Here is a 25,484-nt window from a genome sequence, read left to right on the forward strand (position 1 = left end):
GAGGCATAATCAATGGCTAAGCAAGACGTTATTGAAGTAGAAGCTACCGTTATCGATAATTTGCCAAATGCTATGTTTAAAGTAGAATTAGAAAATGGTCATCAATTAATAGCTCACGTTTCTGGTAAAATCCGTATGAACTTCATTCGTATTTTACCAGGTGATAAAGTAACAGTAGAATTATCTCCTTATGATTTAACACGTGGGCGCATTACATATCGTCATAAATAGAGACTCCGATATAATCAAAAATGAGGAGGTTTTAATTCATGAAAGTAAGACCATCTGTAAAACCTATCTGCGATAAATGTAAAGTTATTCGCCGTAAAGGTAAAGTAATGGTAATTTGTGAAAATCCAAAACATAAACAAAAACAAGGATAAGCTTTAGGAGGTGCAATGTATGGCACGTATTGCTGGTATCGATATTCCTCGCGATAAACGCGTTGTAATTTCATTAACATACATCTACGGAATCGGTAAACCAACAGCTCAACAAATTTTAGCTGCAGCTGGTGTATCTGAAGATACACGTGTACGCGATTTAACTGAAGATGAGTTAAACCGTATTCGTACTGAAGTAGATAAATTAAAAGTAGAAGGTGACTTACGTCGTGAAATCTCATTAAACATCAAACGTTTAATGGAAATTGCGTCATTCCGTGGTGTTCGCCACCGTCGTAGCTTACCAGTACGCGGACAAAACACTAAAAATAATGCGCGTACTCGTAAAGGTCCACGTAAAACAGTTGCTAATAAGAAAAAATAGTTAGGAGGGTCATCACATGGCACGTAAACAAGTTACTCGTAAACGTCGTGTTAAAAAGAATATTGCTACAGGTGTAGCACATATCCACTCGACTTTCAATAATACAATTGTTACGATTACTGATCCTCATGGAAATGCAATCTCATGGTCAAGTGCAGGTGCATTAGGATTCAAAGGTTCTCGTAAATCAACTCCATTTGCTGCTCAAATGGCATCAGAAGCTGCTGCTAAAGCTGCAATGGATCATGGTATGAAGAGTGTAGACGTTACTGTTAAAGGACCTGGTCCTGGTCGTGAAGCTGCTATCCGTGCTTTACAAGCAGCAGGATTAGATGTAACAGCTATCAAAGACGTTACTCCAGTACCTCACAATGGTTGTCGTCCACCAAAACACCCACGTGGTTAATCAGGAAGAAATTTGAAAGTAGTACCCTACTATTAAGCGATCCTGAGGAGGGAAATCGATGTTAGAAATCGAAAAACCAAGAATTGAAGTTGAAGAATACATCAAAGATGAATTCTATGGGAAATTTGTTATTGAGCCTCTTAAACGTGGATATGGTACTACGTTAGGGAATTCCTTACGTCGAGTATTACTATCATCACTTCCTGGAGCTGCAGTAACATCTATCTCTATAGAGGGAGTTCAACATGAATTTACCGCTATCGATGGTGTAGTAGAAGATGTAACACAAATCATTTTAAATTTAAAAAACTTAATCTTATCAATTGATACAGAAGAAGTTAAAGAACTTCGTATTGATGTAGCTCGTGAAGGTGCAGTTACTGCAGCTGATATCGAGTGTGACGAAGAAGTAACTATCATCAATCCTGAATTACACATTGCTACATTATCAGCTACTGGTCGTTTACGTATGACTATGAAAGCTCGTCGTGGTAATGGATATGTAGGTGCTGATGATAACAAAAAGTTACTTGAAAGCGCAGGAGAGATCGCTATCGACTCTATCTACACACCAGTTACACGTGTATCTTATGATGTTGAAAAGACTCGTGTTGGTCAAGATGCATCTTACGATAAATTAACATTAGAAGTTTGGACAAATGGAAGTATTAATCCACAAGAGGCTATCTCTGTAGCATCTAAAATCTTAGTTGAACACTTCAGTATTTTAGTTAACTTAAATGAAGCAGGGCAACTTGCATCATTTATCGTTGAGCGTGAAGATGAAGAGAAAAACAAAGTATTAGAAATGCCAATTGAAGAGTTAGACTTATCAGTTCGCTCTTATAACTGTTTACGTCGTGCTGGAATCAATACAGTAGAAGAATTAGCTCGTCATTCTGAAGAAGATATGATGAAAGTTCGTAACTTAGGTAAAAAATCATTAAAAGAAGTTAAGGATAAACTTGACGAATTAGGATTAAGCTTAGGTTGCACTAAATAGATAATCTATTTTTTATAAATGTTATATTCCATTTTTTCAATGGAAGGAGGAATTTTAAGTGGCTTACAGAAAATTAGGACGTCTTAGTCATCAACGTAAAGCAATGTTACGTGATTTATCAACTGATTTAATTATCAATGAACGTATCGTTACAACTGAGGCTCGCGCTAAAGAATTACGTTCAGTAGTTGAAAAATTAATTACTTTAGGTAAACGCGGAGACTTACATGCTCGTCGTCAAGCAGCTGCATATGTACGTGCAGAAATCGCTAACGATGAAACTGGAGCAACTGCAGTTCAAAAATTATTCTCTGATATCGCACCTCGTTACGCTGAGCGTAATGGTGGATACACTCGTATCTTAAAAGTTGGACCTCGTCGTGGGGATGCAGCTGATATGGTAGTTATCGAGTTAGTATAATTTTAAAAACCTTAAAACTATCTTTGATATGTTTTAAGGTTTTTTTTTGTTTAAAGAAACATACTAATTCTGTACGGTGATTATGATTGTTTTAATGATAATATTAGGATGTTTTTTTAAAAATGAACCGATTTTGTTGGAAAAATGTGTTAGTTTATTCTTTTAATTTACAAGGAAAGATTTATATTTTTTGTAAGTATGATATAATAAAAATGTTGTAAAAAGGAGGCCGACAGTTTGATTAATACAGTAGAAGATTTTACTTTTTTAAATCTGGTATTAGTGGGATTAGATGTTTATTTTGTATGGTTAATTATCTATTATGTTTTAAGATTAATTAAATCAAATGTACGTGCCGTTCAAATTTTAAAGGGTGTCATTTTGATTTATATCATTGACATCATCAGTCAAGTTTTTGATCTCTATACATTAAATTCACTTATAGGGAATGTTATTGACTGGGGCCTACTTGCAATTATAATCGTTTTCCAACCTGAGATTCGTAGTGGTCTTGAACAAATCGGCCGTAATAGCACTTTAAATAGGGAAAAAAATATTTTAGGTGATCGGGACATTGTTAGTATATTAACTAATTCAGTGGAATTTTTAGCTAAACGTCGCATTGGGGCATTAATAGTCATTGAAAGAGGGGTCAAATTAGATGAGTTTATTACCCCATCTACTATTGTTGATGGAGAGATATCTCAAGAACTTTTAACAACTATTTTCGTACCTACTACACCATTACATGATGGAGCTGTTATGATTCGCGATGGTAAATTATACTGTGCCGGAGCTTATTTACCGTCTACAAGACGTGAGGATATAAATAAGGCATTTGGTACACGTCATAGAGCAGCTATTGGAATTAGTGAAATTTCTGATAGTATTACTTTAGTTGTTTCAGAAGAAACAGGAAGATTCTCTATTGCATATAAGGGAGAACTAAAGGTTTATGATCAAGTAGATTTATTCTCAAGGGATTTAAAACAGTATCTAAGTTAGAATGAAATGGTAAGGGCGGTGTCACAATGAAAAACCCATTTTTTAAAAAATCAGCTAAAGCAAACAAAAATCAGAAACCTGACGTTGATTCAAATGAAATTGCTCGTCAGATTGCAATTGAAACAGTAAAAGATACTGAAAAGTTTTTTCAGAAAATTTCTTCGTTCTTCAAGAATATATGGAGATTTTTAACTACTCCTAGTTTGATTTTAGGTATTTTAAAGGTTAATAATCTTGATCATTTTTATGAGAGTTTTTTAAGAAATGAGAAGTTAACTAAAATTTTAGCTTTAATCGTTGCCATTATTGTTGCTGCAAGTACTAGATATGCACCAAGTGTTACTGAAAGGTATTCAGTAGATATTAATAGTTATCCACTTGTTTCATATTATGATAAAGAGCGGATGGTAATTGAAGGACTTCCTGACACTGTTGATGTTACGTTAATAGGGGATAAGAGTCAGGTTGATATTGCTAAAACAAAAGGTAGTTTTGAAATTTATGCAGATTTAACAGATTTACCTCCTGGTACGCATAAAGTTAATTTAGCTTATAGTAAATTAGGGGATAAATTAGATGTTAAAATTGATCCAAGTACAATCGTTGTTACGATTATGGCGTTAACAGAGACTGATAAAAAAGTTCAGGCAGATTTTGTTAATTTAGATCAGATTGATGAAATGTATGTTTTAAGTGAACCTCAATTGGCACTAGATACTGTAAAAATAAAAGGTCCTCAAACAGTAGTTGACCAAGTGGCAAGTGTTAAGGCAATTATTGATGTTTCAGATTTAACAAAATTAGCTGACTATGAAGCTCCTGTTTTTGCTTATGATAAACTAGGTAATAAACTAGATGTAGAAATTAAACCAGACAAGTTATCAGCAACTGTCCAAGTGACAAGTCCGAGTAAAGTAGTACCAGTAGAGGCAATTGTAACTGGGAATGCACCAGATGGGTATAGTGTTAGTGGATTGACTTTAACGCCATCCGAGGTTAAATTATATGGTGAAGCTTCTCAACTTGAAACTTTCGAGAAATTACAAATTCAGGTTGACTTGTATCAATTGGATGAGAATAATGAGTTGATTGTTAAATTAGATAAGCCGGAAAATATTCATAAAATGGATGCCGACACAATTAAAGTAAAGGTGACGTTTGAGGAAACACAAACGAAGGTATTAGAAGATGTTTCAGTAGACTTTAAAAACTTAGATGCTAACTATCGTATTAAAGCAAAAACTTTAGAGGATGCGATGTTAGATGTTACGTTAAAAGGGTCAACGACAAAGTTGAATTCTATATCAAGTGATGATATAAAAATATATATCGATCTTATGGGATATGGTGTTGGTGAATATGAAGTGCCAATTACTATTGAAGCTCCAACTGGTGTGTTAGTTGAGTCTAATAAGTCTAAGGTTCATGTCATAATTACAGAATAAAAGTGAGGTTATTATATATGGGAAAATACTTTGGAACAGATGGAATTCGAGGAGTAGCAAATACTGAGCTAACTCCAGAATTCGCATTAAAATTAGGACGTATTTTAGGACATCATTTAAAGGAAAAAAATACTCGTCCTAAGGTTTTAATCGGGCGCGATACTCGTATTTCTGGTGAATTATTAGAAAGTGCCTTAATTGCAGGTCTAGTGTCATCTGGTGCTGATGTATTAACGCTTGGTGTGATTACCACTCCAGGAGTAGCTTACTTAACAAAAAATTTAGATGTTGATGCGGGAGTTATGATTTCTGCTTCTCATAATCCAGTTCAAGATAATGGAATTAAAATTTTTAGCCATAGTGGATATAAATTAAGTGACCAAGAAGAAGAAGAAATCGAAGCTTTAATTGATTCAAGTGATGAACTACCACGTCCAATTGCTGGTGAAATCGGACGTGTTGAAGATTTCCAAATGGGATCTCAAAAATATGTGAACTTTATTAAAGGAACTGTTGGTCAAAAATTAACGGGATTAAAGATTGTATTAGATTGTGCGAATGGAGCAAGTTCAGCATTAGCACCTCAATTATTTGCTGATTTAGATGCTGATATTGTAACTGTATCATCTAATCCAGATGGAATTAATATTAATCATAATTGTGGTTCAACTCATCCGGAAAACTTAGCAAAAGAAGTCGTGAAGCATGAAGCACATTTAGGATTTGCTTTTGATGGAGACTGTGATCGTTTAATTGCGGTTGATCATAATGGAAACATTATTGATGGTGATTACATTATGTTTATCGTTGGTCGCTATTTAAATGAAAAAGGATTATTAAAACAAGGAACAGTCGTTTCAACTGTTATGAGTAACTTAGGATTCTATAATGCTGTTGAAGCTAATGGATTACATAGTGTCCAAACGAAAGTTGGAGATCGTTATGTTCTAGAGGAAATGTTGAAAAATGATTACAACTTCGGTGGAGAACAATCAGGACATTTAATCTTCTTAGATTATGGAACAACTGGAGATGGAATGTTAAGTGCAGTTCAATTAGCTAAAATTATCGTTGAAAAAGGTCAATCACTTGCTGATTTAGCTAAAGAAATGCCTAAGTATCCTCAGTTATTAAAAAATCTTCGTGTTGAAGATAAAAATGCCATGATGACCAATGAGGCTATTTTAGCTGTGATTGCTGAAGTAGAGGCAGAAATGAATGGTAAAGGCCGCGTCTTAGTTCGTCCTTCAGGAACGGAACCATTAGTTCGTGTTATGGTTGAAGCTGAAACAGAAGAGTTATGTGAAAGCTATGTAGAGCGTATCTTAGCTATTGTAGAAAAAGAATTGAAATAGTAGTTAAAAAGGAGTGATTTATCACTCCTTTTTATGTTTTTTTAGGTATAAATATAAAATAGCATTTTAAAATCATTAGCATATGATATAATGGAAATGTTGCTTTCATAGTGGGAAGGAGGGTAGCAAGGGTAGAAAGAAGATCTATTCATATTAAGCGCCAGAGCTGTGTTTTAGGGTAGGAGCAGCTGACGAGGTGAAGGTTAATCGATTTTTCGGCGGATGCCTTCCGGCTGGATATCTCAGTCGTAGTCTTCAAACAAAACTAAGAGGTAACTCTTACGACAAAATTGAAGAAAAAGATAAATAGAAAGCAGCTCTAACTAAATTATATTAAATAAGGAGTTGTGAATTTTTATGTGTGGAATCGTTGGATATATTGGTGGGCAAGACGTTAAAGATATTTTATTAAATGGGTTAGAAAAATTAGAGTATCGTGGATATGATTCAGCAGGAATTGCAGTTGTGAACGAGGCAGGAGTTCATATTTTTAAAGATAAGGGACGTATTGCACATTTACGTACAGTCGTTGACGAAACAGTTTTATCAACAGTAGGAATTGGGCATACACGTTGGGCAACTCATGGAGCACCAAATCAACGTAATTCTCATCCTCATCAATCAAGCACTGGTCGTTTCACAGTTGTGCATAACGGTGTGATTGAAAATGAATTAGAATTACGTAAAGAGTATTTACCAAACTACAACTTTATTTCAGATACTGATACTGAAGTGATTGTTGCCTTAATCGAAAAATTTGTTTTAGAAAAAGAAGATGTTGAGTTAGCGATTCGCCACGTGATGAGTATTTTACACGGATCTTACGCTTTAGGAGTCATCGATGCACAGAATCCTGAAGTATTATATGCTGCTAAAAACAAGTCGCCAATGTTAATTGGGCTTGGTGAAGGATTCAATATGATTGGATCTGATGCAATGGCAATGTTACAGTGTACAAATCAATTCGTTGAAATTGAAGATGAAGAATTTATTAAATTAACTCGTGAAGAGGTTACCATTTATAACTTATTAGGAGTTAAAATTAAACGTGATCCATTCACAGCAGAACTTGATGCATCTGACATCGAAAAAGGAACATATCCTCATTACATGTTAAAAGAAATTGATGAGCAACCATATGTTATTCGACGTATTGTTGAACAATATTTCGAGGATGGAGAAATTAAAATTGATCCAGAAATCGTCAAAGCTGTCAGTGAAGCAGATCGATTATATATTGTGGCTGCTGGGACAAGTATGCATGCTGGTTTCGTAGGAAAGCAAATGTTTGAACAATTAGCGGGGATTCCAACTGAAGTTCATATTTCATCTGAATTTGTTTATAATACGCCAGTTATCAGTCAAAATCCTTTATTCATCTTTATTTCTCAATCAGGAGAAACAGCAGATAGCCGTGCTGTATTAGTTAAAATTAAACAATTAGGATATAAATCATTAACCATTACAAATGTACCGGGATCAACTTTATCTCGTGAAGCAGACCATACTTTATTATTATATGCAGGTCCTGAAATTGCAGTTGCTTCAACAAAAGCATATACCGCTCAAGTAGCCGTTCAAGCGATCTTAGCTGCTCGTGTAGGAGAAAATCATAATTTAGATTTATCACGTGAATTAGCCATTGTTGCAAATGTCATGGAAAGTATTACAGATGATAAAGAGCAATTCGCTGATATTGCAAAAGATTACTTAACAGCTCGTAACTGCTTCTATATTGGTCGTCATGTTGATTACTATGTCGCACTTGAAGCGTCATTAAAATTAAAAGAAATTTCTTATATTCAAACGGAAGGATTCGCAGCAGGAGAATTAAAACACGGAACGATTGCTTTAATTGAAAAAGGGACTCCTGTTATTGCGATTGTCTCTCAAGAGTCTGTTAACTTAAATACACGTTCAAATGTGAAAGAAGTTAAAGCTCGTGGAGCAAATACAGTTGTCATCTCATTAAAATCATTAAGTTCTGAAACTGACCAAATTGTGATTGATGACGTACATCCATTACTAACACCATTAGTAACCGTTGTGCCAACACAATTAATTTCTTATTATGCGGCATTACAACGCGGATTTGATATCGATAAACCACGTAACTTAGCGAAATCTGTAACAGTTGAATAAAATGAATACTCCCCTAATGGGGAGTATTTTTTTGAGTTATAATAGTTGCAAATACATCCTAATGGTGATAGGATAGGTAGGGTATAAAATTTTTGACATGCGGTGAGATCATGAACGAGTCAATTGGTAAATCAATGTCTATTATTTATAGATATCGTCAGATTCTAATTAATCATAAATTGAAGCCTTATGATTTAGGATATGGACAATACATCTTTTTAATAAATATAGAACGTAATTTAGGAATTAGTCAAAAAGAGCTAACTAAATTAGTAATGATTGATAAGGCAACAACAGCAAAAGCTTTAAAAAAGTTAGAGGAAAATGATTATATTTATCGCGTTTGTAATTCAAATGATCGACGATATAATCAATTATATTTAACTGAGAAGGCACATGAATTGATGCCAGTGATAATTAAGGTTTTAGAAGAAATTACAGATGAGTTAGTTGAAGGCTTAACCGATGAGGAATGTGAACAATTTTCAGCTATCTCTGACAAAATTTTATGTAATGCTATTTCTGCTGTTGAAGATTTAAGAAATGAAAAATAGCTATAAGGTTATTTTTTATTTAAATTAGTTGCAGATACACTGTATTTAAGGAGGAGTTAAAATGAATAAACCAAATGTTTTGGGAGAAGAGAAGGTTTCTAAGTTGCTAATTCAATTCTCTGTTCCAGCGATTATTGGGATGATGGTTAATACCTTGTATAATATTGTTGACCGGATGTATATTGGAAATATTCCTGAGGTTGGAGGGCTAGCTTTAACTGGGGTCGGAATTACGATGCCAATTATGACGATTATTATGGCGTTTGGGATGCTAGTTGGCCTTGGAACAAGTGCTCGTATTTCATTAAAGTTAGGGCAGCATAAAAGAGATGAGGCGCAGCACCATTTAGGGAATGCTTTCGTTTTAATATTAATTTTAAGTTTGTTAATAACAGTTGTCGGTCTCTTATTTATGGACCCGATTTTATCAATGTTTGGGGCAAGTGCTGATACAGAGATTTATGCTTCACAATATATGCAAATTATCTTTATCGGGACAATCTTTAATATGATGAGTTTTGGATTAAATCACTCGATTCGTAGTGATGGTAATCCAAAAATTGCAATGTTATCAATGTTAATTGGGGCAGGTATTAATATTTTATTAGATCCTATTTTTATTTTCGTATTAGGACTTGGTGTACGAGGAGCAGCCATTGCGACTGTTTTATCTCAGATTGCATCATCGATTTGGATTTTATATTATTTCACTAAAGGTAAAAGTAATATTAAAATTACACGTCAAAGTATGAAGTTAGATAAGGTAATTATTCTTAGTATTTTCTCGATTGGGATGAGTCCATTTGCGATGCAAATCGCACAAAGTATTGTCCAAGTTATTTCAAATAACTCACTAAAAATGTATGGTGGAGATTTAGCAATTGGTGCTATGGCCATTGTAAGTAGTATCTCGTTAATCTTTACGATGCCATTATTCGGTCTAAATCAAGGTTCACAGCCAATTATCGGGTTTAATTATGGTGCAAAAAAATACCATCGTGTTAAACAAGCTGTAACGTACGCAGTTATTGTTGCAACAATTATCGTGACGTTTGGATGGATTGTGATTCAGACGTATCCAGAAGCGTTAATTCGTTTGTTTAGTAATGATGCAAGTTTATCAGAGATGGCAACAGGTGGATTGAAAATCTTCTTATTCATGTTACCAGTGCTCGGATTCCAAATCATTAGTTCAAACTTCTATTTATCAATTGGTAAAGCAAAAGTTTCGATGTTTTTAAGTTTATTGAGACAAGTGATTTTATTAATTCCTTGTTTACTTATCTTGCCTCATATCGGTGGTTTAGGATTAACGGGTGTTTGGTTAGCAGGGCCAGTAGCTGATGGATTAGCATCTTTAATTACAGGAATCATTTTCTTCCGCTCGGTACGTGGCTTAAAAGAAGCTAAAGAACCGCAATTGGAGGTAACTCATCCAGAGAAAATTATGCAAGCATAATATTTCGATTGATTTTGAACGCTTAAATAGTCTAAGATAGATGTAAGGGGGCGTTAGTGATGAGTAAACTGTTGATTAAAGTTGAAAATATGAGCTGTCAACATTGTGTGAAATCTATTCATGATGCTGTGGCAGGAATTACTGGTGTTAAAGAAGTAAAAATTGATTTGAAGACTAAGCTAGTTCAAATTGATTATGATGAAAAGTTTATTAGTCAGTTTATTTTGATTGAAAAAATAGAAGATCAAGGTTTTAATATCCAATTATAGTAAAAGAAGTGTGCAAATGCACACTTCTTTTTGTTTATTTTATAAGATATAATTAGACACAAGATAAGGTTATTCGGGATGACTTATCTTATAAAACAGGGATAGCAAAAAAACATCTTTCTTTTTAAAGATGTTTTTTTCATTTAGTAATAGTTATTGGATGGGATGAGTTACATCATATTTAATTTTATTCTTGTCAAAACCAATTATTTCAAGGTGTCGATCGAGCATAGTTGAAATTCGGGAGCTTCCAAGTAAGTTGTAAAATTCATACGCTCTACGGAAATGGAACGTGGCATGTTCCTCATCTCCTAAAAAATGAAGTGCTGTAGCTTTAGTGGCATTTAAATCTCCAGCATAGATATAGACGAATTTACAATTAGATAGATTAATTCCTTTAGTTGCTATCTCGATACATTTAACATAATTTTTCTCTTGTAGGTAAAATTGCGCTAAATAGAAATAAGCTCTTAAAATATGGAGTGTTTCGACATTTTCATAATTTGCTAACCGACTTTCAACTGATGTTGTTAATAATTCAATTGCTTCTTGACGTTGTCCAAGTGTGAATAAGCAAGTAGCTTTGTCAGTATTAATCCCGATTTCTTCAATTGTAAAGATATGAAGTCTTTCACTCCCTGTTTCGTCCATTAAAGAAAAAGTGCGAAGAGCCTCATTAAAATATTCAAGTGCCTTAGCAGCATTTTTATATTTTTTGAGCTGAACCACTCCTTGTTGATAAGTATAGGCTTGTTTTCCTACTCCATATTGAAAATCGGGAAGGTTGGCACATTTTTGAAGAAGTTGTTCTAAAAGGTCGTAATTGCCCATTGTTGTACATTGCTTCATTTGATGCATATAGTCACTTGTTTGCTCAAAGTTAATGTAATAACACTGTTCAATTAAGACACGAATATCAACACGCAATTTATTACAAAGTTGATAGAGAAGCTCAAGACTAGGATTGCGTTTACCATTTAAGATTTTGTTTAAATGATCCCGAGGTGTAATGCCAGCAGCGAGTTCACTTTGTGTCATCCCTTTTTCTTGAGCAATTTCTTTTAATTTCTGTGTAAGAAGTTGAAAGTTAATATAATAACCGTTCAAATTGGGATATTCTGTCTTTTCCATTTTGTCCTCACTTCTATTAAGTTTATTTATTTATATTATAAAATATAATGATAGTATAAATCTATACGAGAACGTTTCTATAAACATTAAAATATGTAATAATGCCTTTTAGTATCCTAATTTAGGGGAAGAGAGAGTTTTTTTTAATCTTTTTCTATGTTATAATATGAAACTGTAACATTATAAAATCCTCATGCTGTTGGCAGAATCCAGCGTTATCAAAAATAGGAGGTCTAGTTTAGCGAACGTTAGGCTTATTTTGCTATGCGTTTGTTTAATCATGATCTTATCTGCTCCTGTTTTTTATTAGGAGTTTTTTTTATTGTTATAAAGTTTAAAGGTAAGGGTGACTAGTATGACAAATGAATTAATTGCACTATTATTTGTGTGTACAAACTTTGGTTTAGTTGTGTTAAGCTACAAGTTATTTGGACGCAAGGGGCTATATGCTTATATTGTAATGAGCGTTATTGCGGCTAATATTCAAGTAGCAAAGACAACCACTATTTTCGGTATTGTAACAACCTTAGGAAATACAATGTTTAGTGGTATTTTCTTATCAACAGATCTATTAAGTGAAAAGTATGGAGTAAAAGCTGCAAAGTCAGCCGTATTTATGGGATTCTTTACGCAGTTATCATTTTTAATTGTGACTCAATTTTCATTATGGTTTAAACCAGAAGCATCTGACTGGGCACAACCGTATATGGAAGGTTTATTTGGTTTAGCGTTACCAGTATTCACCATTGCAGGACTATGTTCGTTCTTAGTTTCTCAAAGCATTGATGTTTATATTTTCCACTTTATTAAGGAAAAGTTTCCTCATGATAAGTGGTTATGGTTACGTAATAATGGAAGTACTTTATTAAGTCAGTTAATAGATACTTTCATTTTCACAGCGATTGTGTATATGTTTGGATTATGGGAATTAGATGCGGCTATATCAATTTTCTTTGTTACATATTTTGTTAAAGCTATCTTAAGTATTTGCGATACTCCATTTGTTTATTTATTGAAAAAGGTAAAACCGTTAGATTTATAACAATTATATATGTGATAATATAATATTTTTAGAAGGTCAGATTATTCTGACCTTTTTTCTATAATGATGTAAATAAAGGGGGAGAGATTATGGAGTTAAAGTTTGTAAAAGATAATGAAGTTAAGTTAGAGTGGTTCGGCGATAATGAAAGTTACGGGAGATTTTTAAGTAATCTTGTTTCGTGCGACAAGAAGCATGCTGTTTATCTTGATGAGTTGATGAAGTGGATGAGGATGCGAAGTCTAGACTTGTAGCGGGAATTAAGTCGAAATATAAGAATAAGGATTTTTGAGGAAGGACGTTATTGTCGTTCAGAGCATTTAGAGGATGGTTTGTTGAATGATGAGCGCTTGAATGAGAGTTATCTAGTTAAGTTAAGTGATAAGCAGAATGTGTGAGATTATATTCGAAACAATTGGTCGACATTTATATAATCATGGCTATTTAAGTCGTTTAGAAAACGGGGCAGAGTATAAGAGGGTAAAATAAAAAGCAGAGCTAAGCTCTGCTTTTTATTCTTCCATGAAGTCTTTTAAACGACGGCTTCTTGAAGGGTGGCGTAATTTACGTAAGGCTTTCGCTTCAATTTGGCGAATACGTTCACGAGTTACACCGAATTCTTTTCCTACTTCTTCAAGTGTACGTGTATGTCCATCTTCAAGACCGAAACGTAAACGAAGAACTCGTTCTTCACGGTCTGTTAATGTTTCTAAAACTTCGGCTAATTCTTTTTTAAGCATTTCATTTGATGTGAAGTCTGATGGTGATAAAGCATCAGCATCTGGAATGAAATCTCCTAAACTTGAATCAGCTTCATCACCAACTGGTGATTCTAATGAAATTGGTTCTTGAGAGATTTTTAAAATTTCACGTGCTTTTTCAGGTGTAATTTCCATTTTTTCAGCAATTTCTTCTGGTAATGGCTCACGACCTAATTCTTGGACTAATTGACGTTGAATACGTACTAGTTTGTTGATTGTTTCAATCATGTGAACTGGAATACGGATGGTACGTGCTTGGTCCGCAATGGCACGTGTAATGGCTTGGCGAATCCACCATGTGGCGTATGTTGAGAATTTGAATCCTTTACGGTAGTCAAATTTTTCTACTGCTTTGATTAATCCCATATTTCCTTCTTGAATTAAATCAAGGAATAACATTCCGCGTCCGATATGACGGCGAGCAATACTTACAACTAATCGTAAATTCGATTCAACCAGACGTTTTTTAGCGTATTCGGCTTCGTGAAGAACACGATCAGCTTCTTCTTCTGTTAATTCAGTAATTCCAACTAATAATTCATTTCCATCATGAGCTTCACCGGCATCTTGAATAAGTAAATCGATACGATCTATTAATTCTTGAGGTAATGCTTCATTTTGACGACGGTATTTTAATATTTCTTCTAAAATATCTCCGCGTTCGATTTTTTTAGCAAATTTGATTTCTTCTTGGCTTGATAATAACTCAACGCGTCCGATTTCTTTTAAATACATGTGAACTGGATCGCTAAGTTTTAATTGTGAAGTAATCTCGAATGCGTCAAATGGTTCTTCATCTTCTTCTTCAATTTTAAAGTCTGCTGGAATATTTTCCTCTTCCTCATTTTCTTCAAAATCAGCTTCTTCAGTTGTTGTTTGTTCCTCTTCAGTGTTTTGCACTTTTGGTGTTTCTTTAACTTCTTTTTTGACTTTAGGAGTCTCAACCACTTTTTTGGCTTTTACGATATCAATTTGTTCAGATTCGTATAAATCTAAAAATGAACTAATCATTTCAGGATCTAATTGTACTTCCGCAAAACTATTATTAATTTCATCGTACGTTAAATAACCACGTTTTTTACCTAATTTAATTAACTTATCGTTAATTTCAAGAATTTTTTTCTCGTCAAATACCGGCATTGACATAAAACCACTCCTTTTACTTACCTAACTGCTAGTAGATCTAGTTGTTTTTTATGATATGGAATGACAGATAGAGTTTTTCTAAGTAGTCATCCTTAGTATCGCTCAAATGGGTGCGTATCATTTGATTCATTGTGCTTTTATTTTTGTTTTTTTAAATCCGAATGATTACATAGCTTAATTATGGATGTTTTTTAGTTTGTATAAAAAGAAATAAGTATTTTTTTGTTAAATTTCTATCTTTCAAAACTAAATAAAGTCCGTTTTTAGGTCACTGAAACATTTAGAGGCGTACCTCTAAAATAGAATTGATGATTTGTGTGAATCCATTTTGTAAAAATTGTTCAACTGTTATGTTTAATTCTGAGGAGATAAATTCACCTTTGTTATGAGTAAGTGTGATTAGAGATGAAAGGTTAGCCCATAGAATATAAACAGCTTGTTGTGGATTTACATTTTTTTGAATGATTCCGTCTTCCTGTCCTTGTTTTAAGAAGTTCTCAAGAAGTTGATTCGTTTCAGTTCCGCTTGCAAAGATTTGCATTAAAGTAGGGGGAATTTCACTTAGGTTGATATCTGAGTTTTTCATTGTATTAACGGAATCGAATGAATAAGGGTATGTTTGATAATAAGTGGTCATTGCTTTACAAATCGCGTAGTACTTTGTTAAAAAATCTCCTTCAATATTCAAGACGTCAGTTAAATCCTGATTAAGTGAGGTTAATCCCTTTAAAACGATGTTGTATAAAATATCTTCTTTGTTTTCGAAATAGGTGTAAATTGTTCGACGACTATAAGATGAAGCTTTTGATAAGTCTTCAATCGTCGTTGCATAGAATCCTTTTTCATAAAAGACTTGTTCTGCAGCATCTAATATTGTTTGACGATGAAGGGCCGCTATGGCTTCTTTTTTATTTGGTCCGCCCATTTTATACAACCTTTCTATTTAGTATACTATTAGTATACTTTTTTTGTTAAAAGATATCAATACCTAAAATAAATTACAAAAGACAGCGTAACGCTGTCTTAGTCTCCGACTCCAAAGTCAGTATTATTCCAAAGAACTTCCAAGTGTTTTACATCGTCTAACCATTTATATTCATCAAGGAACCATTCTTTTAATTTTGGGTCTGGTTTGATGATAGTTGTGTTTTCACAGTAGACGTTAACCGTTGCATGATCGAATTGATTTAAGACAATATCGATATCTCTTTTTATCATGTCCTTTGTTTGTCCTTGCACACCAACCATGATGCATGCCGAATCAAAGTATTGCTTAAGTTCATCAACACTTTTAAAAGGTGCTCCTTTTTTTAAGACTTTTTCCCTGAAATCGTAGTCAAAAGATTCAACTCCTGTTTTGAACATCATATCAATTTCAAATCGTTGACGCATTTTATGAAGATGCTCTCGGTAAATCCAATGTGCTTCTGCAAAAAGTTTTTTGAATTCGTGTTCATCGATTGTTTGTTTAATCATATTTAATGTTTCTTTTGGAAGGTCGAATATGTTACCTGAATTAATGACCTCAAATGTATCATATAGACCTTTAACGTTTGAGAGAACTTCCTTGTTTAGCGTGTTCATTTCTTCGACGTTTGTAGAATTATCTCCGATATAGTCACAAAATGCACATTTTCCATAGGCACAAGGTCGACTTTTTAAAAGGACTATTTCACGAGGAAATTTTTCCGTTATTATATTGTATCTTTCCATTTATATCACCTTTTTTAAGTATATCATAGTGCTTATACGATGACTCGTAATGTGTCTTAATTTTATAGTTATTTTTTGGTAAACGTCGGATGTTTTTGTGGTAAAATGAATGTATTCAATTGAGCTTGGGTGGGATGATATGTTAACAAAATCAGAAGTGTTGAGAAAAACTTTTACTTATATTTGTATTATCTTTGTAATTATTTTCTTTGGTTTCATTTTTTCAGGTAATTTTATTTATGCTATATCAGGGCAGTTTGTTGAAAATTATTTGACGATTTATACGAATTCACATGATTTATTACTTCAGGGACAGATGCCGATGTGGTCCTGGAACTTTTTCCTTGGTGGAAATTTTTTAGGAGCTCAGAATGTTTATTCGATATATAACCCATTCTTTTTGATTACGATGTTGTTTTCAACTAGTAATTTGTCGTTTTTATATTTTCCATTGCTATTTTTAAAGACGTGCTTAGCAGCGGGGGCTTTATATTTGTATATGAAGGAAACGAAGTGGTTTTCACTTCATACGACGACCATTGCTAGTTTGCTCTTTATTTTTAATGGCTGGTATTTAACTAATTTAAATGAGTTTATTACGATTGACTTGCTTGTTTTTGTTCCACTAGTTTTATATGGCGCCGAGAAAATGCTCGCGTCGGGTAAGAAGCGGTACTTTGTTGCTACATTTACATTGTTATTAATCTCTCATTTTACATTTTTATTATTGTTCTTACCGTTCTTATTCATTTATATCTTAATTCGAATTTATGTCATGCATCATTCACAGAAAGATAATTTGTATAAAGATATCAAAAATTTTATTTTGTCTATCTTTATTATTATCGGAGTCAATATGGTCTTTATTTTACCGCTGGTGATGGCTTCAAATACGGTTCAAATTGAATTGCAAAATGGATTGACGTTATCATCTGTATTAGCTTTAGCGGTTCAAGGATTATTCCCACCTCTTCATGAAAATTATAAGGGGGTGGCTAATTTTATTAATCATTCTCATTATTTATCGTTATATCAGTCTGTTCTAGTTGTTTTACTAGCCCCACAGTTTGTGAAATTGATTAGTAAGGGAGCTCGCAGGCTCACGATTTTAAGTTACATAGGGTTACTTTTGATTGTATTTTTGACGCAGTCGATGCAACTTGTTAATGTAACGTCACTGGCAACTTTAAATATGAATGTATTATCGATACTGTTAATTTTATTTAACTCATTATTAGTGGCTTATGTATTAAATGATACGCATAAATTGGATTTAAAGTTATTAAAGAAAACGAAATATGGATATAAATTTCTATTATTACTGGTATTAGTGTTTATTTTTGTTTATGAGTATAGTTTCAATAATCAAGGATTCACGAATTTTACAACTGAGGCTGTTTTCTCTCAATTAATCGCTATTACGCCGTACTTAATGATTTTTTTATTAATGAATTTATTGATTTCTTTGTATTGTTTTATTTTAGATGAGATTGTAAAGGAAGAGCATCAGTTAAGAGGGAAGGTTATCTTTGTTATTTTGATGCTTGAGTGTCTATTTACGGCATATATGTATTTTGAAACGAATAGTCAGAAATCGAATGCCGTTGTGGAGTATGTACAGGATAATGATTATATTGTGAATGAAACTTATGCGGTAGCAGACTATATTCAGACCATTGATCCGGAGTTTTATCGCATTATTAATAGTTATGAGACGCAGTATAATGAACCGATTTATCGAGGTTATAATGGCTTCTCGATTGGAAATAAGGCGCTTTTGGGAGACGATGAGTTTTCTTGGATGTTAAATGAAAATGTAACAAATGGCTTATCTATTTCAGCTACGGATTATATGATTACGACTGCGTTATCAGCGAAGTATTATTTTACGCCAGATTACGAAGCCTCTTTGCCAGGGTATGAGTATTATGATCGTATTGAAGGGATTACGATATACAAGAATAATTATTTTGTCCCAGTAGCCTCAAGTATGAATACCTATGTATTGGATACAGATTTTGAAAAGTTAAGTCGTGAACAAAAACAATATGTTTTCTTGAATTGTATGATTTTAAATAAGGAACAGGTAGAACATTTGGCTTTAACATATCGTCTTGAGGCTTATGATTTGAGTACTCTTCCAAGCTATCTAGGTGAGATTCAATATTATCAAGCGGCTCAGACCAGACAAAATAAAGGCGTTAAGAATGTAACCTATACCCAAAATGGAATTTCTCATGATTATGTGGCATTAAGTCCAACACTGCTTTCTTATTCGATTCCTTATGACGAAGGATGGAAAGCTTATGGAGATGGGGAATTATTAGAAGTACATAATGTAAATGGCGGATTTATTGGAATTGAAATTCCGAGTGCAGGTCAATATGAAATTACACTTGAATATAAATCGCCTGGTTTTGATATCGGATTCTCAATTTCTAGTATTACAGCACTGATTATTTTAGGGTGCTTCTATAAGTATTACGAAGATAAAAAGAAAATTGCCTCGAAATAATTTGAGGCAATTTTTTGTAGCAATAAGTCATATACTAAGACAAGGTAGGTGATGAGATGAGAAGGTTAAGGGTGTTAAGTGCGTTTATGTTAGCATGCCTCGTTTTTATTGGTGGTATTTTAGAAGTTCATGCAGAAGATTTACTCACTACTTTGGAACAATCACATATGATTGAAGTGAAGCAGAGTTGGTTTTCACTGAATAAATCGTATAAGGTTTATGTGGATGGGAACAAAGTAGGAAAGGTTGAGGGACTTTATTTTAATTTATTTGGTGAACGACTTGTTTTATCTGATTTAAATGGAGACGTTTATGGCTCAGAACAACAAATTAAACGTTGGAACATTCGTTTAAATCGATTAGCACAGGTTTATAATAGTAGTAATGAGACAGTTGGATTTATTGGTGAAGAAGTAATTGAGGATTTCTTTAGATGGGGAAAAACATTTCATTTTTATGATGAAAATCGAAAAGAAATAGCTATTTCAAAACAAAAGATGTTTAGAATCTTTCCTGAATATATTATCGAAGACAAAAGTGGGAATGAATTGTATAAAATAAAGAAAAAATTCTCACTATTTAAAACAACATATGAAATTACAATTTACGACACGAATGTAGTACCTGTTGAGCAAAGTATTTTTCTGACTTCTATATTAGATGCGATAAAAGAAGCAGAAGATGAAAAATGAGATGAGATTTTTAGGATTTCATCTCATTTTTATTGATTATTTGCCAATATTGAAAAGAGTTTTTAGGCATTAATTGTAAAAGTTAGTTTTTTTATGTTAGACCCTTAAATTTTATGGACGATTGTCATATAATAGTAAAGACTATAGTTTAGGAGATGATGGACGATGTTCATTAAGATAGATGATTTAAATGTTTATTATGAAGTTGAAGGGGAAGGGCATCCTCTTCTTTTATTGCATGGATGGGGGCAGAAGGTTGAAGCATTTCGACCGATTATCGAACCATTAAAAAAAGAATTTAAAGTTTATACGTTAGACTTTCCTGGTTTCGGTCGAAGTGAAGAACCGAAAACTATTTGGTCAGTTTATGATTATGCTGACATGGTTGAGAAGTTTGTAAAGCAGTTAGATATTAAAAATCCAACTATTTTTGGCCATTCATTTGGTGGGCGTGTTGGAATTATTTATGCTGGGCGCCAAAATGAGTTAAATAAATTAGTGTTAATTGATAGTGCTGGAATTAAACCAAAACGTGGTATTGATTATTATGCTCGTGTTTATAGCTATAAATTAGGTAAAAAGGTTTTGAGTTTACCAGGTTTAAGTGCTTATAAAGAACAGATGATGGCGAATGCCGGTTCATCGGATTATAAAAACGCATCACCTGTGATGCGTCAGATTATGAGTAAGGTTGTGAATGAAGATTTACAGCATTTAATGCCTTCTATTAAAGTGCCAACTTTATTAGTATGGGGAGATAAAGATGATGCGACGCCTTTGAGCGATGCTAAAATTATGGAGAAAAAAATTCCTGGAGCGGGACTGGTTGTGTTTGAGGGCGCTGGTCATTATTCATATCTAGACTGTTTAGGTCAATTTTTACGCGTGATTGACGTGTTCTTACAAGAAGAAAGAGGTGAGAAGTAATGGCATTACCTTATATAATCATGGGGCTTTTAGCGGTACTTTCTATCATTTTATGTTTTACTTTATGGGGGCGAATGAAACACGCCTTACAAATGTTACAACAGTGTCATTATATGAATGATCGTTTTACGAATTGGATAGCAGGGCATCGATTGAATTCGTTCCCGACTGTTTTATCTGTATTTGTTATTGCCTATTGGGTAGTTATTGTTTTAAGTTTATTGATGCCTTTATCGTTTATGACGATTACAATTCCACTTTTAATAATTACGGCTATTGGGGCATTTTTATCTAATTTAACAAGTTTTAAGTCAAAAGAATCAAAGTTACCGTTAAAAATTACGGCACGTGTTTGGCGCTTAATTGGAACGGCAGTCTTAGTAATGCTAGCAATCTCTGGTGTTGCAATGGCCTTTGTCCCACTTAACCTGTTACTTCAGTTGCCTGGATGGGTATTAACATTCAATTTATTTGCGTATATGATTGTGTTGTTTGCAAATAAGTTAAATAAGCCATTAGAGACGCAGATTCGTTTAGGATTTATTAATGATGCACGTCGCATTGTGAAGTCTTCGAAAGATTTAGATGTAATCGGAGTAACCGGAAGTTATGGTAAAACGAGTACGAAGCATGCATTGAATGCGATTTTATCAGAGCAGTTTAACACATTAATGACGCCTGAAAGCTATAATACCCCGATGGGGATTACGATTACGATTCGTAACTTCTTGAAGCCAATTCATAGTAAGTTTATTGCTGAGATGGGAGCTTATAAAGTTGGTGAAATTAATGAGTTATGTGAAATTGCTTATCCTAAGTACGGTGTTTTAACATCGGTTGGACCGCAACATTTAGAAACATTTAAAACAATTGATAATGTTAAACAAACAAAGTTTGAGTTGATTGAGTATTTGCCTGAAGACGGAATTGGATTTATTAATATTGATGATGAAAATATTCGTGATTACTATGAAAATAAATTCCAAGGTAAGTGTAAAGTTTATACGTATGGGATTGAACGTGAAGCAGATTATCGTGCAAGTGATATTGAAGTCAGCGAAAAAGGAACAACATTCAATGTTCACTTTAAAGATGGACGTGTTGAAACATTCCAAACAAAACTTTTAGGATTGCATAATATTTATAATACGTTAGCAAGTATTGGGTTAGGGTATGAGTTAGGAATTCCAGTTGAGAAAATGCAAATGGCAGTTCGTAAAATGAAACCTGTCACTCACCGTTTAGAACTACGTCGTAACGGTAACTTTACAATTATCGATGATGCTTTCAACTCAAATCCAGTAGGATCTAAAATGGCACTTGAAGTATTAGGACAAATGAATGGGAAACGAATCGTTATCACACCAGGTATGGTCGATTTAGGTACAGCTCAATATGATTTAAACAAAGCATTTGGGACATACATGAAAGATAACTGTGATTATGTCATTCTAGTTGGAAAAAAACAAACAGAACCAATCTATGCTGGATTAATGGAAGTTGAATACCCAACAGAAACAATCTACGTAGCAGAAAACCTACAAGATGCCTTTGCCAAAATGCACGAAGTCGTGGAACCAGGTGCCTTCGTATTACTAGAAAATGACCTACCGGAACTATTTGCAGAGTAATATAAAAGGCTGAGAGGTGCGTTTAGAAGATCGTAAAAGTTCCACTCACTATTAACTCGCTCTTTGAGTTAATATGGGAGTGGAACTTTATAGAGCTTCTGCACCTCGAAGCTAGATTGAATAAAAGACTGAATCGAGCGGTTAATTCGACGTAGAAATGAAAAGAAAGCGTAATGGTCGGTTTATGACCATGAAGACTTTATTGAATTTCATAGACGAATTGCTCGATGAAGCTGGATTGAATAACCCTGAGAAAAATTATTCTAATTCTCATAGAGTTCGAAAAGAATAATTAAATTCACAGGATAAGATGGTCTAAATTTCGCAAGAGCTCAATTAGAACCATCTAAAAGGCTGAATCGAGCGGTTAATTCGACGTAGAAATGAAAGGAAAGCGTAATGGTCGGTTTATGACCATGAAGACTTTATTGAATTTCATAGACGAATTGCTCGATGGAAGCTGGATTGAATAACCCTGAGAAAAATTATTCTAATTCTCATAGAGTTCGAAAAGAATAATTAAATTCACAGGATAAGATGGTCTAAATTTCGCAAGAGCTCAATTAGAACCATCTAAAAGGCTGAATCGAGCGGTTAATTCGACGTAGAAATGAAAGGAAAGCGTAATGGTCGGTTTATGACCATGAAGACTTTATTGAATTTCATAGACGAATTGCTCGATGGAAGCTGGATTGAATAACCCTGAGAAAAATTATTCTAATTCTCATAGAGTTCGAAAAGAATAATTAAATTCACAGGATAAGATGGTCTAAATTTCGCAAGATCGCAATTAGAACCATCTAAAAGGCTGAATCGAGCAGGAACTGCTTGTAAAAGTCGTTTCGAATGACAGTGACTTGTCCTTTGAGTTTCTAGGCATTAGTAGACTTTATAGAGAGATTGCTGTCCGAACCTAGATTTACTAACAAAGATTCAGAAATGATGTGCTAAGTAGAAATAACGTTAAAAAGGGAGAAAACAACGATGAGCGATAAAGTATTAGAGTTTATTAAAAAAGTTCAATCTATTTCACAAATTGGCTTATCCTTTTCAACAGATCCCTACGCAATTGATAACTACAACGAATTAAAAGAGTTAAGTCTTGAAATGTTACATTCATATACGGGATTACCTAAGGCAGAATGTGACTTATATAAAGATTATCATTATCCAACACCGCAACCTGCAGTTAGAGCAATGGTTTTAAAAGATGGTAAAGTGTTGCTAGTCAAGGAAAAGGATAGTGGTGAATGGTCATTACCGGGTGGTTGGTGTGATATTGATTGTACACCCAAACAAACTGCAATTAAGGAAACATTCGAGGAATCAGGATACGTTATTGAATGCCCTAAATTATTAGCTGTATTCGATAGAAGAAATTATACACAAAAGTCTATCTATGATGTTTATTGTCTTTATTTCCAGGGCAATGTCGTTTCAGGTGAGGCAAAATGTAATCATGAAACTTCCGAAGTAGCATGGTTTGAATTAGATAATTTACCGGTCTTATCAAGAAAAAATTCAATTGAAGAAATTAAAAAGGCATATAAAGTTTATGCTGAACAATTAGAAACATATTTTGAGTAATTTACACAAAAAAAGATTTATAATGATAGTCATTTATTGATAAAATAGACGTATGTTTTTACTGTAAATTACGGTATACTTTACAATAGATACTAAACTTAAATTAAAAGGGGGCTTCCTCATGAAGTTAAAAGTTGGTGTGTTCTTTGGTGGTGAATCGGTAGAGCACGAAATCTCAATTATTTCTGCTAATCAAGCAATGCATGCTATCGATAAAGAGAAATACGATGTAGTACCAGTTTACTTATCAAAAAAGCGTGAATGGTATACAGGTGAAGCGTTATTCGACGTGAAAGAATATAAAAATATGGACGAATTGTTCAAAAAATGTCAACGTATTACCATTGTAGCTAACAAAGGTAAAATCCAAGTTGAACGTTATCCAAGTAAATTATTTGGAAATAATATTTTAAATACAATCGATGTAGCAATTCCAGTTATTCACGGAACAAATGGTGAAGACGGTGCCCTACAAGGATTCTTCGAATTAAACGGAATTCCTTACTCTGGATGTGATGTTGCTGCAGCGGCCGTTGGACAAGATAAAGTGTTCATGAAAAATATTTTACGTGATTCAGGATTACCTATCACAAATTATGTTTGGTATTATTCTTCTGATTGGTTTGCGAATCCAGAGGCATGTTTAGATGCGATTGAATCTAAATTATCTTATCCATTAATGGTTAAACCAGCTAGTCTTGGATCAAGTGTTGGGATTTCAAAAGCGAAAGACCGTGCATCATTAGAAGAAGCTATTACAGAAGCAATTAGCTACGATAATAAATTTATCGTTGAAGAAATGGTAACTCAATTAGTTGAAGTTAACTGCTCAGTAATTGGAGATTTCTCTGGTGCCAAAGCTTCTGTACTAGAAGAAGTAATGGGATCTGATGAGTTTTTAAGTTATAAAGATAAATATGAAGGTGGTGGAGGTTCTAAAGGTGCTAAAACCGGAGGAACTAAATCACAAGGTATGGCAAGTACTAACCGTATTATTCCTGCTCGTTTGACAGATGAAGGAACTAAATATGTTCAAGATCTTGCATTACAAACATTCCGTGTACTTGGTAGTGCAGGGGTTGCTCGTATTGACTTCTTAATTAATGCTGAAAACAATAATGTTTATGTAAATGAAATCAATACAATCCCAGGATCATTATCATTCTACTTATGGGAAAAAACAGACCGTGACTTTACAGGTTTAATGACAAGTCTTGTTGAATTAGCTTTAAAACGTCAACGTGAACGTGAAAACTTAACATTCTCATTCGACTCAAACGTTTTAGCATTACAAGGATCTGGAACAAAAGGGGCAAAAGGAACAAAAGCCTAATTAAATATATAAAAAGGAGCTATCATTTGATGAGCTCCTTTTTATATATCAAATAGTTGAATAGGTTTGTAAAAAATATATAAGTTCTGATGAGTTTTTCATACATGGAAAACCTAACATAGGGACGTCATGATTTAATACTACCTTTGTTGGGGAGGCTCTGAATTATAAGATGTCCT

24 protein-coding genes are annotated in these 25,484 nt (G+C 33.7%); 20 read left to right on the forward strand and 4 right to left on the reverse strand.

The window, feature by feature from the left end; genetic code table 11:
• Nucleotides 1–12 precede the first annotated feature (12 nt).
• From infA to HLK68_RS05720, 13 genes are all read left to right on the forward strand, one after another.
• Nucleotides 13–231 carry a translation initiation factor IF-1 gene (infA, locus tag HLK68_RS05660; RefSeq protein WP_006784453.1) on the forward strand — a complete coding sequence of 73 codons (219 nt, stop codon included), beginning with the start codon at nucleotides 13–15 and terminating at the stop codon, nucleotides 229–231.
• A 38-nt stretch (nucleotides 232–269) separates the two neighbouring features.
• Nucleotides 270–383 carry a 50S ribosomal protein L36 gene (gene rpmJ / locus HLK68_RS05665; RefSeq protein ID WP_006784454.1) on the forward strand — a complete coding sequence of 38 codons (114 nt, stop codon included), beginning with the start codon at nucleotides 270–272 and terminating at the stop codon, nucleotides 381–383.
• A gap of 19 nt (nucleotides 384–402) precedes the next feature.
• Complete coding sequence (gene rpsM, locus HLK68_RS05670; RefSeq protein WP_006784455.1) at nucleotides 403–768, forward strand: 30S ribosomal protein S13; 366 nt, start codon at nucleotides 403–405, stop codon at nucleotides 766–768.
• A 16-nt stretch (nucleotides 769–784) separates the two neighbouring features.
• Complete coding sequence (gene rpsK, locus HLK68_RS05675; RefSeq protein WP_006784456.1) at nucleotides 785–1,174, forward strand: 30S ribosomal protein S11; 390 nt, start codon at nucleotides 785–787, stop codon at nucleotides 1,172–1,174.
• A gap of 58 nt (nucleotides 1,175–1,232) precedes the next feature.
• Entirely contained in the window at nucleotides 1,233–2,177 is a 945-nt protein-coding gene (locus HLK68_RS05680) for a DNA-directed RNA polymerase subunit alpha (RefSeq protein ID WP_006784457.1), read from the forward strand.
• Nucleotides 2,178–2,235: 58 nt separating this feature from the next.
• A complete protein-coding gene (rplQ, locus tag HLK68_RS05685; RefSeq protein ID WP_006784458.1) occupies nucleotides 2,236–2,598 on the forward strand; it encodes a 50S ribosomal protein L17 in 363 nt (120 codons plus the stop codon).
• Nucleotides 2,599–2,835: 237 nt separating this feature from the next.
• Nucleotides 2,836–3,603, forward strand: a complete 768-nt coding sequence (gene cdaA / locus HLK68_RS05690) for a diadenylate cyclase CdaA (protein ID WP_006784459.1) — start codon at nucleotides 2,836–2,838, stop codon at nucleotides 3,601–3,603.
• A 26-nt stretch (nucleotides 3,604–3,629) separates the two neighbouring features.
• The gene (locus HLK68_RS05695) at nucleotides 3,630–5,048 is read left to right on the forward strand and encodes a CdaR family protein (RefSeq protein ID WP_055165239.1); all 1,419 of its coding nucleotides are present in this window, start codon (nucleotides 3,630–3,632) and stop codon (nucleotides 5,046–5,048) included.
• Nucleotides 5,049–5,065: 17 nt separating this feature from the next.
• A complete protein-coding gene (gene glmM / locus HLK68_RS05700) occupies nucleotides 5,066–6,403 on the forward strand; it encodes a phosphoglucosamine mutase (protein ID WP_009607240.1) in 1,338 nt (445 codons plus the stop codon).
• 357 nt (nucleotides 6,404–6,760) lie between these two features.
• Complete coding sequence (glmS, locus tag HLK68_RS05705) at nucleotides 6,761–8,545, forward strand: glutamine--fructose-6-phosphate transaminase (isomerizing) (protein ID WP_129821230.1); 1,785 nt, start codon at nucleotides 6,761–6,763, stop codon at nucleotides 8,543–8,545.
• A gap of 110 nt (nucleotides 8,546–8,655) precedes the next feature.
• Nucleotides 8,656–9,099, forward strand: coding sequence for a MarR family winged helix-turn-helix transcriptional regulator (locus HLK68_RS05710; protein WP_006784464.1), 444 nt, complete (start codon nucleotides 8,656–8,658; stop codon nucleotides 9,097–9,099).
• A 61-nt stretch (nucleotides 9,100–9,160) separates the two neighbouring features.
• Complete coding sequence (locus tag HLK68_RS05715) at nucleotides 9,161–10,558, forward strand: MATE family efflux transporter (protein ID WP_006784465.1); 1,398 nt, start codon at nucleotides 9,161–9,163, stop codon at nucleotides 10,556–10,558.
• Nucleotides 10,559–10,617: 59 nt separating this feature from the next.
• On the forward strand, nucleotides 10,618–10,827 hold the full coding sequence (locus HLK68_RS05720; RefSeq protein ID WP_006784466.1) for a heavy-metal-associated domain-containing protein: 210 nt from the start codon (nucleotides 10,618–10,620) through the stop codon (nucleotides 10,825–10,827).
• Nucleotides 10,828–10,980: 153 nt separating this feature from the next.
• Here HLK68_RS05720 and HLK68_RS05725 read toward each other — a convergent pair whose 3' ends face one another.
• A complete protein-coding gene (locus HLK68_RS05725) occupies nucleotides 10,981–11,958 on the reverse strand; it encodes a helix-turn-helix domain-containing protein (protein ID WP_006784467.1) in 978 nt (325 codons plus the stop codon).
• Between the two features lie 355 nt (nucleotides 11,959–12,313).
• On the opposite strand from HLK68_RS05725, the gene HLK68_RS05730 reads away from it, so the two are divergent.
• The gene (locus tag HLK68_RS05730; protein WP_006784468.1) at nucleotides 12,314–13,000 is read left to right on the forward strand and encodes a queuosine precursor transporter; all 687 of its coding nucleotides are present in this window, start codon (nucleotides 12,314–12,316) and stop codon (nucleotides 12,998–13,000) included.
• A gap of 512 nt (nucleotides 13,001–13,512) precedes the next feature.
• On the opposite strand, the gene rpoD is transcribed toward HLK68_RS05730, so the two are convergent.
• The 3 genes from rpoD to HLK68_RS05745 form a co-directional block, all read right to left on the reverse strand.
• Nucleotides 13,513–14,907, reverse strand: coding sequence for an RNA polymerase sigma factor RpoD (rpoD, locus tag HLK68_RS05735; RefSeq protein WP_006784470.1), 1,395 nt, complete (start codon nucleotides 14,905–14,907; stop codon nucleotides 13,513–13,515).
• 280 nt (nucleotides 14,908–15,187) lie between these two features.
• The gene (locus HLK68_RS05740) at nucleotides 15,188–15,832 is read right to left on the reverse strand and encodes a TetR/AcrR family transcriptional regulator (protein ID WP_006784471.1); all 645 of its coding nucleotides are present in this window, start codon (nucleotides 15,830–15,832) and stop codon (nucleotides 15,188–15,190) included.
• A gap of 98 nt (nucleotides 15,833–15,930) precedes the next feature.
• Nucleotides 15,931–16,620 (reverse strand): radical SAM protein, encoded by a 690-nt coding sequence (locus tag HLK68_RS05745; protein WP_006784472.1) that lies wholly within the window; start codon nucleotides 16,618–16,620, stop codon nucleotides 15,931–15,933.
• Nucleotides 16,621–16,759: 139 nt separating this feature from the next.
• Between HLK68_RS05745 and HLK68_RS05750 the strand changes: the two genes are divergently transcribed.
• The 6 genes from HLK68_RS05750 (at nucleotide 16,760) to HLK68_RS05775 (ending at nucleotide 25,305) form a co-directional block, all read left to right on the forward strand.
• The gene (locus HLK68_RS05750) at nucleotides 16,760–19,135 is read left to right on the forward strand and encodes a YfhO family protein (protein ID WP_238843642.1); all 2,376 of its coding nucleotides are present in this window, start codon (nucleotides 16,760–16,762) and stop codon (nucleotides 19,133–19,135) included.
• A gap of 56 nt (nucleotides 19,136–19,191) precedes the next feature.
• Nucleotides 19,192–19,827 carry an LURP-one-related/scramblase family protein gene (locus HLK68_RS05755; protein ID WP_006784474.1) on the forward strand — a complete coding sequence of 212 codons (636 nt, stop codon included), beginning with the start codon at nucleotides 19,192–19,194 and terminating at the stop codon, nucleotides 19,825–19,827.
• Between the two features lie 165 nt (nucleotides 19,828–19,992).
• Nucleotides 19,993–20,754 carry an alpha/beta fold hydrolase gene (locus tag HLK68_RS05760; protein WP_006784475.1) on the forward strand — a complete coding sequence of 254 codons (762 nt, stop codon included), beginning with the start codon at nucleotides 19,993–19,995 and terminating at the stop codon, nucleotides 20,752–20,754.
• Nucleotides 20,754–22,385, forward strand: coding sequence for a UDP-N-acetylmuramoyl-tripeptide--D-alanyl-D-alanine ligase (locus HLK68_RS05765; protein WP_006784476.1), 1,632 nt, complete (start codon nucleotides 20,754–20,756; stop codon nucleotides 22,383–22,385). Before HLK68_RS05760 ends, HLK68_RS05765 begins: the two co-directional genes overlap by 1 nt.
• A gap of 984 nt (nucleotides 22,386–23,369) precedes the next feature.
• A complete protein-coding gene (locus HLK68_RS05770; protein ID WP_006784477.1) occupies nucleotides 23,370–23,972 on the forward strand; it encodes an NUDIX hydrolase in 603 nt (200 codons plus the stop codon).
• A gap of 121 nt (nucleotides 23,973–24,093) precedes the next feature.
• Nucleotides 24,094–25,305 (forward strand): D-alanine--D-alanine ligase family protein, encoded by a 1,212-nt coding sequence (locus tag HLK68_RS05775; protein ID WP_006784478.1) that lies wholly within the window; start codon nucleotides 24,094–24,096, stop codon nucleotides 25,303–25,305.
• Nucleotides 25,306–25,484 lie beyond the last annotated feature (179 nt).

This window comes from Turicibacter sanguinis (genome assembly GCF_013046825.1).
Taxonomy (GTDB): Bacteria; Bacillota_I; Bacilli_A; order MOL361; family Turicibacteraceae; genus Turicibacter; species Turicibacter sanguinis.

What these genes read in the sequence shown, in the direction of transcription:
- rpmJ (WP_006784454.1), top strand. Translation starts at nt 270, where the DNA reads ATGAAAGTAAGACCATCTGTAAAACCTATCTGCGATAAATGTAAAGTT.
- HLK68_RS05755 (WP_006784474.1), top strand. Translation starts at nt 19,192, where the DNA reads ATGAGAAGGTTAAGGGTGTTAAGTGCGTTTATGTTAGCATGCCTCGTT.
- HLK68_RS05730 (WP_006784468.1), top strand. Translation starts at nt 12,314, where the DNA reads ATGACAAATGAATTAATTGCACTATTATTTGTGTGTACAAACTTTGGT.
- HLK68_RS05710 (WP_006784464.1), top strand. Translation starts at nt 8,656, where the DNA reads ATGAACGAGTCAATTGGTAAATCAATGTCTATTATTTATAGATATCGT.
- rpoD (WP_006784470.1), bottom strand. Translation starts at nt 14,907, where the DNA reads ATGTCAATGCCGGTATTTGACGAGAAAAAAATTCTTGAAATTAACGAT.
- HLK68_RS05740 (WP_006784471.1), bottom strand. Translation starts at nt 15,832, where the DNA reads ATGGGCGGACCAAATAAAAAAGAAGCCATAGCGGCCCTTCATCGTCAA.
- HLK68_RS05760 (WP_006784475.1), top strand. Translation starts at nt 19,993, where the DNA reads ATGTTCATTAAGATAGATGATTTAAATGTTTATTATGAAGTTGAAGGG.
- HLK68_RS05765 (WP_006784476.1), top strand. Translation starts at nt 20,754, where the DNA reads ATGGCATTACCTTATATAATCATGGGGCTTTTAGCGGTACTTTCTATC.
- HLK68_RS05695 (WP_055165239.1), top strand. Translation starts at nt 3,630, where the DNA reads ATGAAAAACCCATTTTTTAAAAAATCAGCTAAAGCAAACAAAAATCAG.
- glmM (WP_009607240.1), top strand. Translation starts at nt 5,066, where the DNA reads ATGGGAAAATACTTTGGAACAGATGGAATTCGAGGAGTAGCAAATACT.
- HLK68_RS05750 (WP_238843642.1), top strand. Translation starts at nt 16,760, where the DNA reads ATGTTAACAAAATCAGAAGTGTTGAGAAAAACTTTTACTTATATTTGT.
- infA (WP_006784453.1), top strand. Translation starts at nt 13, where the DNA reads ATGGCTAAGCAAGACGTTATTGAAGTAGAAGCTACCGTTATCGATAAT.
- HLK68_RS05775 (WP_006784478.1), top strand. Translation starts at nt 24,094, where the DNA reads ATGAAGTTAAAAGTTGGTGTGTTCTTTGGTGGTGAATCGGTAGAGCAC.
- HLK68_RS05725 (WP_006784467.1), bottom strand. Translation starts at nt 11,958, where the DNA reads ATGGAAAAGACAGAATATCCCAATTTGAACGGTTATTATATTAACTTT.
- glmS (WP_129821230.1), top strand. Translation starts at nt 6,761, where the DNA reads ATGTGTGGAATCGTTGGATATATTGGTGGGCAAGACGTTAAAGATATT.
- HLK68_RS05715 (WP_006784465.1), top strand. Translation starts at nt 9,161, where the DNA reads ATGAATAAACCAAATGTTTTGGGAGAAGAGAAGGTTTCTAAGTTGCTA.
- rpsK (WP_006784456.1), top strand. Translation starts at nt 785, where the DNA reads ATGGCACGTAAACAAGTTACTCGTAAACGTCGTGTTAAAAAGAATATT.
- HLK68_RS05770 (WP_006784477.1), top strand. Translation starts at nt 23,370, where the DNA reads ATGAGCGATAAAGTATTAGAGTTTATTAAAAAAGTTCAATCTATTTCA.
- rpsM (WP_006784455.1), top strand. Translation starts at nt 403, where the DNA reads ATGGCACGTATTGCTGGTATCGATATTCCTCGCGATAAACGCGTTGTA.
- HLK68_RS05720 (WP_006784466.1), top strand. Translation starts at nt 10,618, where the DNA reads ATGAGTAAACTGTTGATTAAAGTTGAAAATATGAGCTGTCAACATTGT.
- HLK68_RS05680 (WP_006784457.1), top strand. Translation starts at nt 1,233, where the DNA reads ATGTTAGAAATCGAAAAACCAAGAATTGAAGTTGAAGAATACATCAAA.
- HLK68_RS05745 (WP_006784472.1), bottom strand. Translation starts at nt 16,620, where the DNA reads ATGGAAAGATACAATATAATAACGGAAAAATTTCCTCGTGAAATAGTC.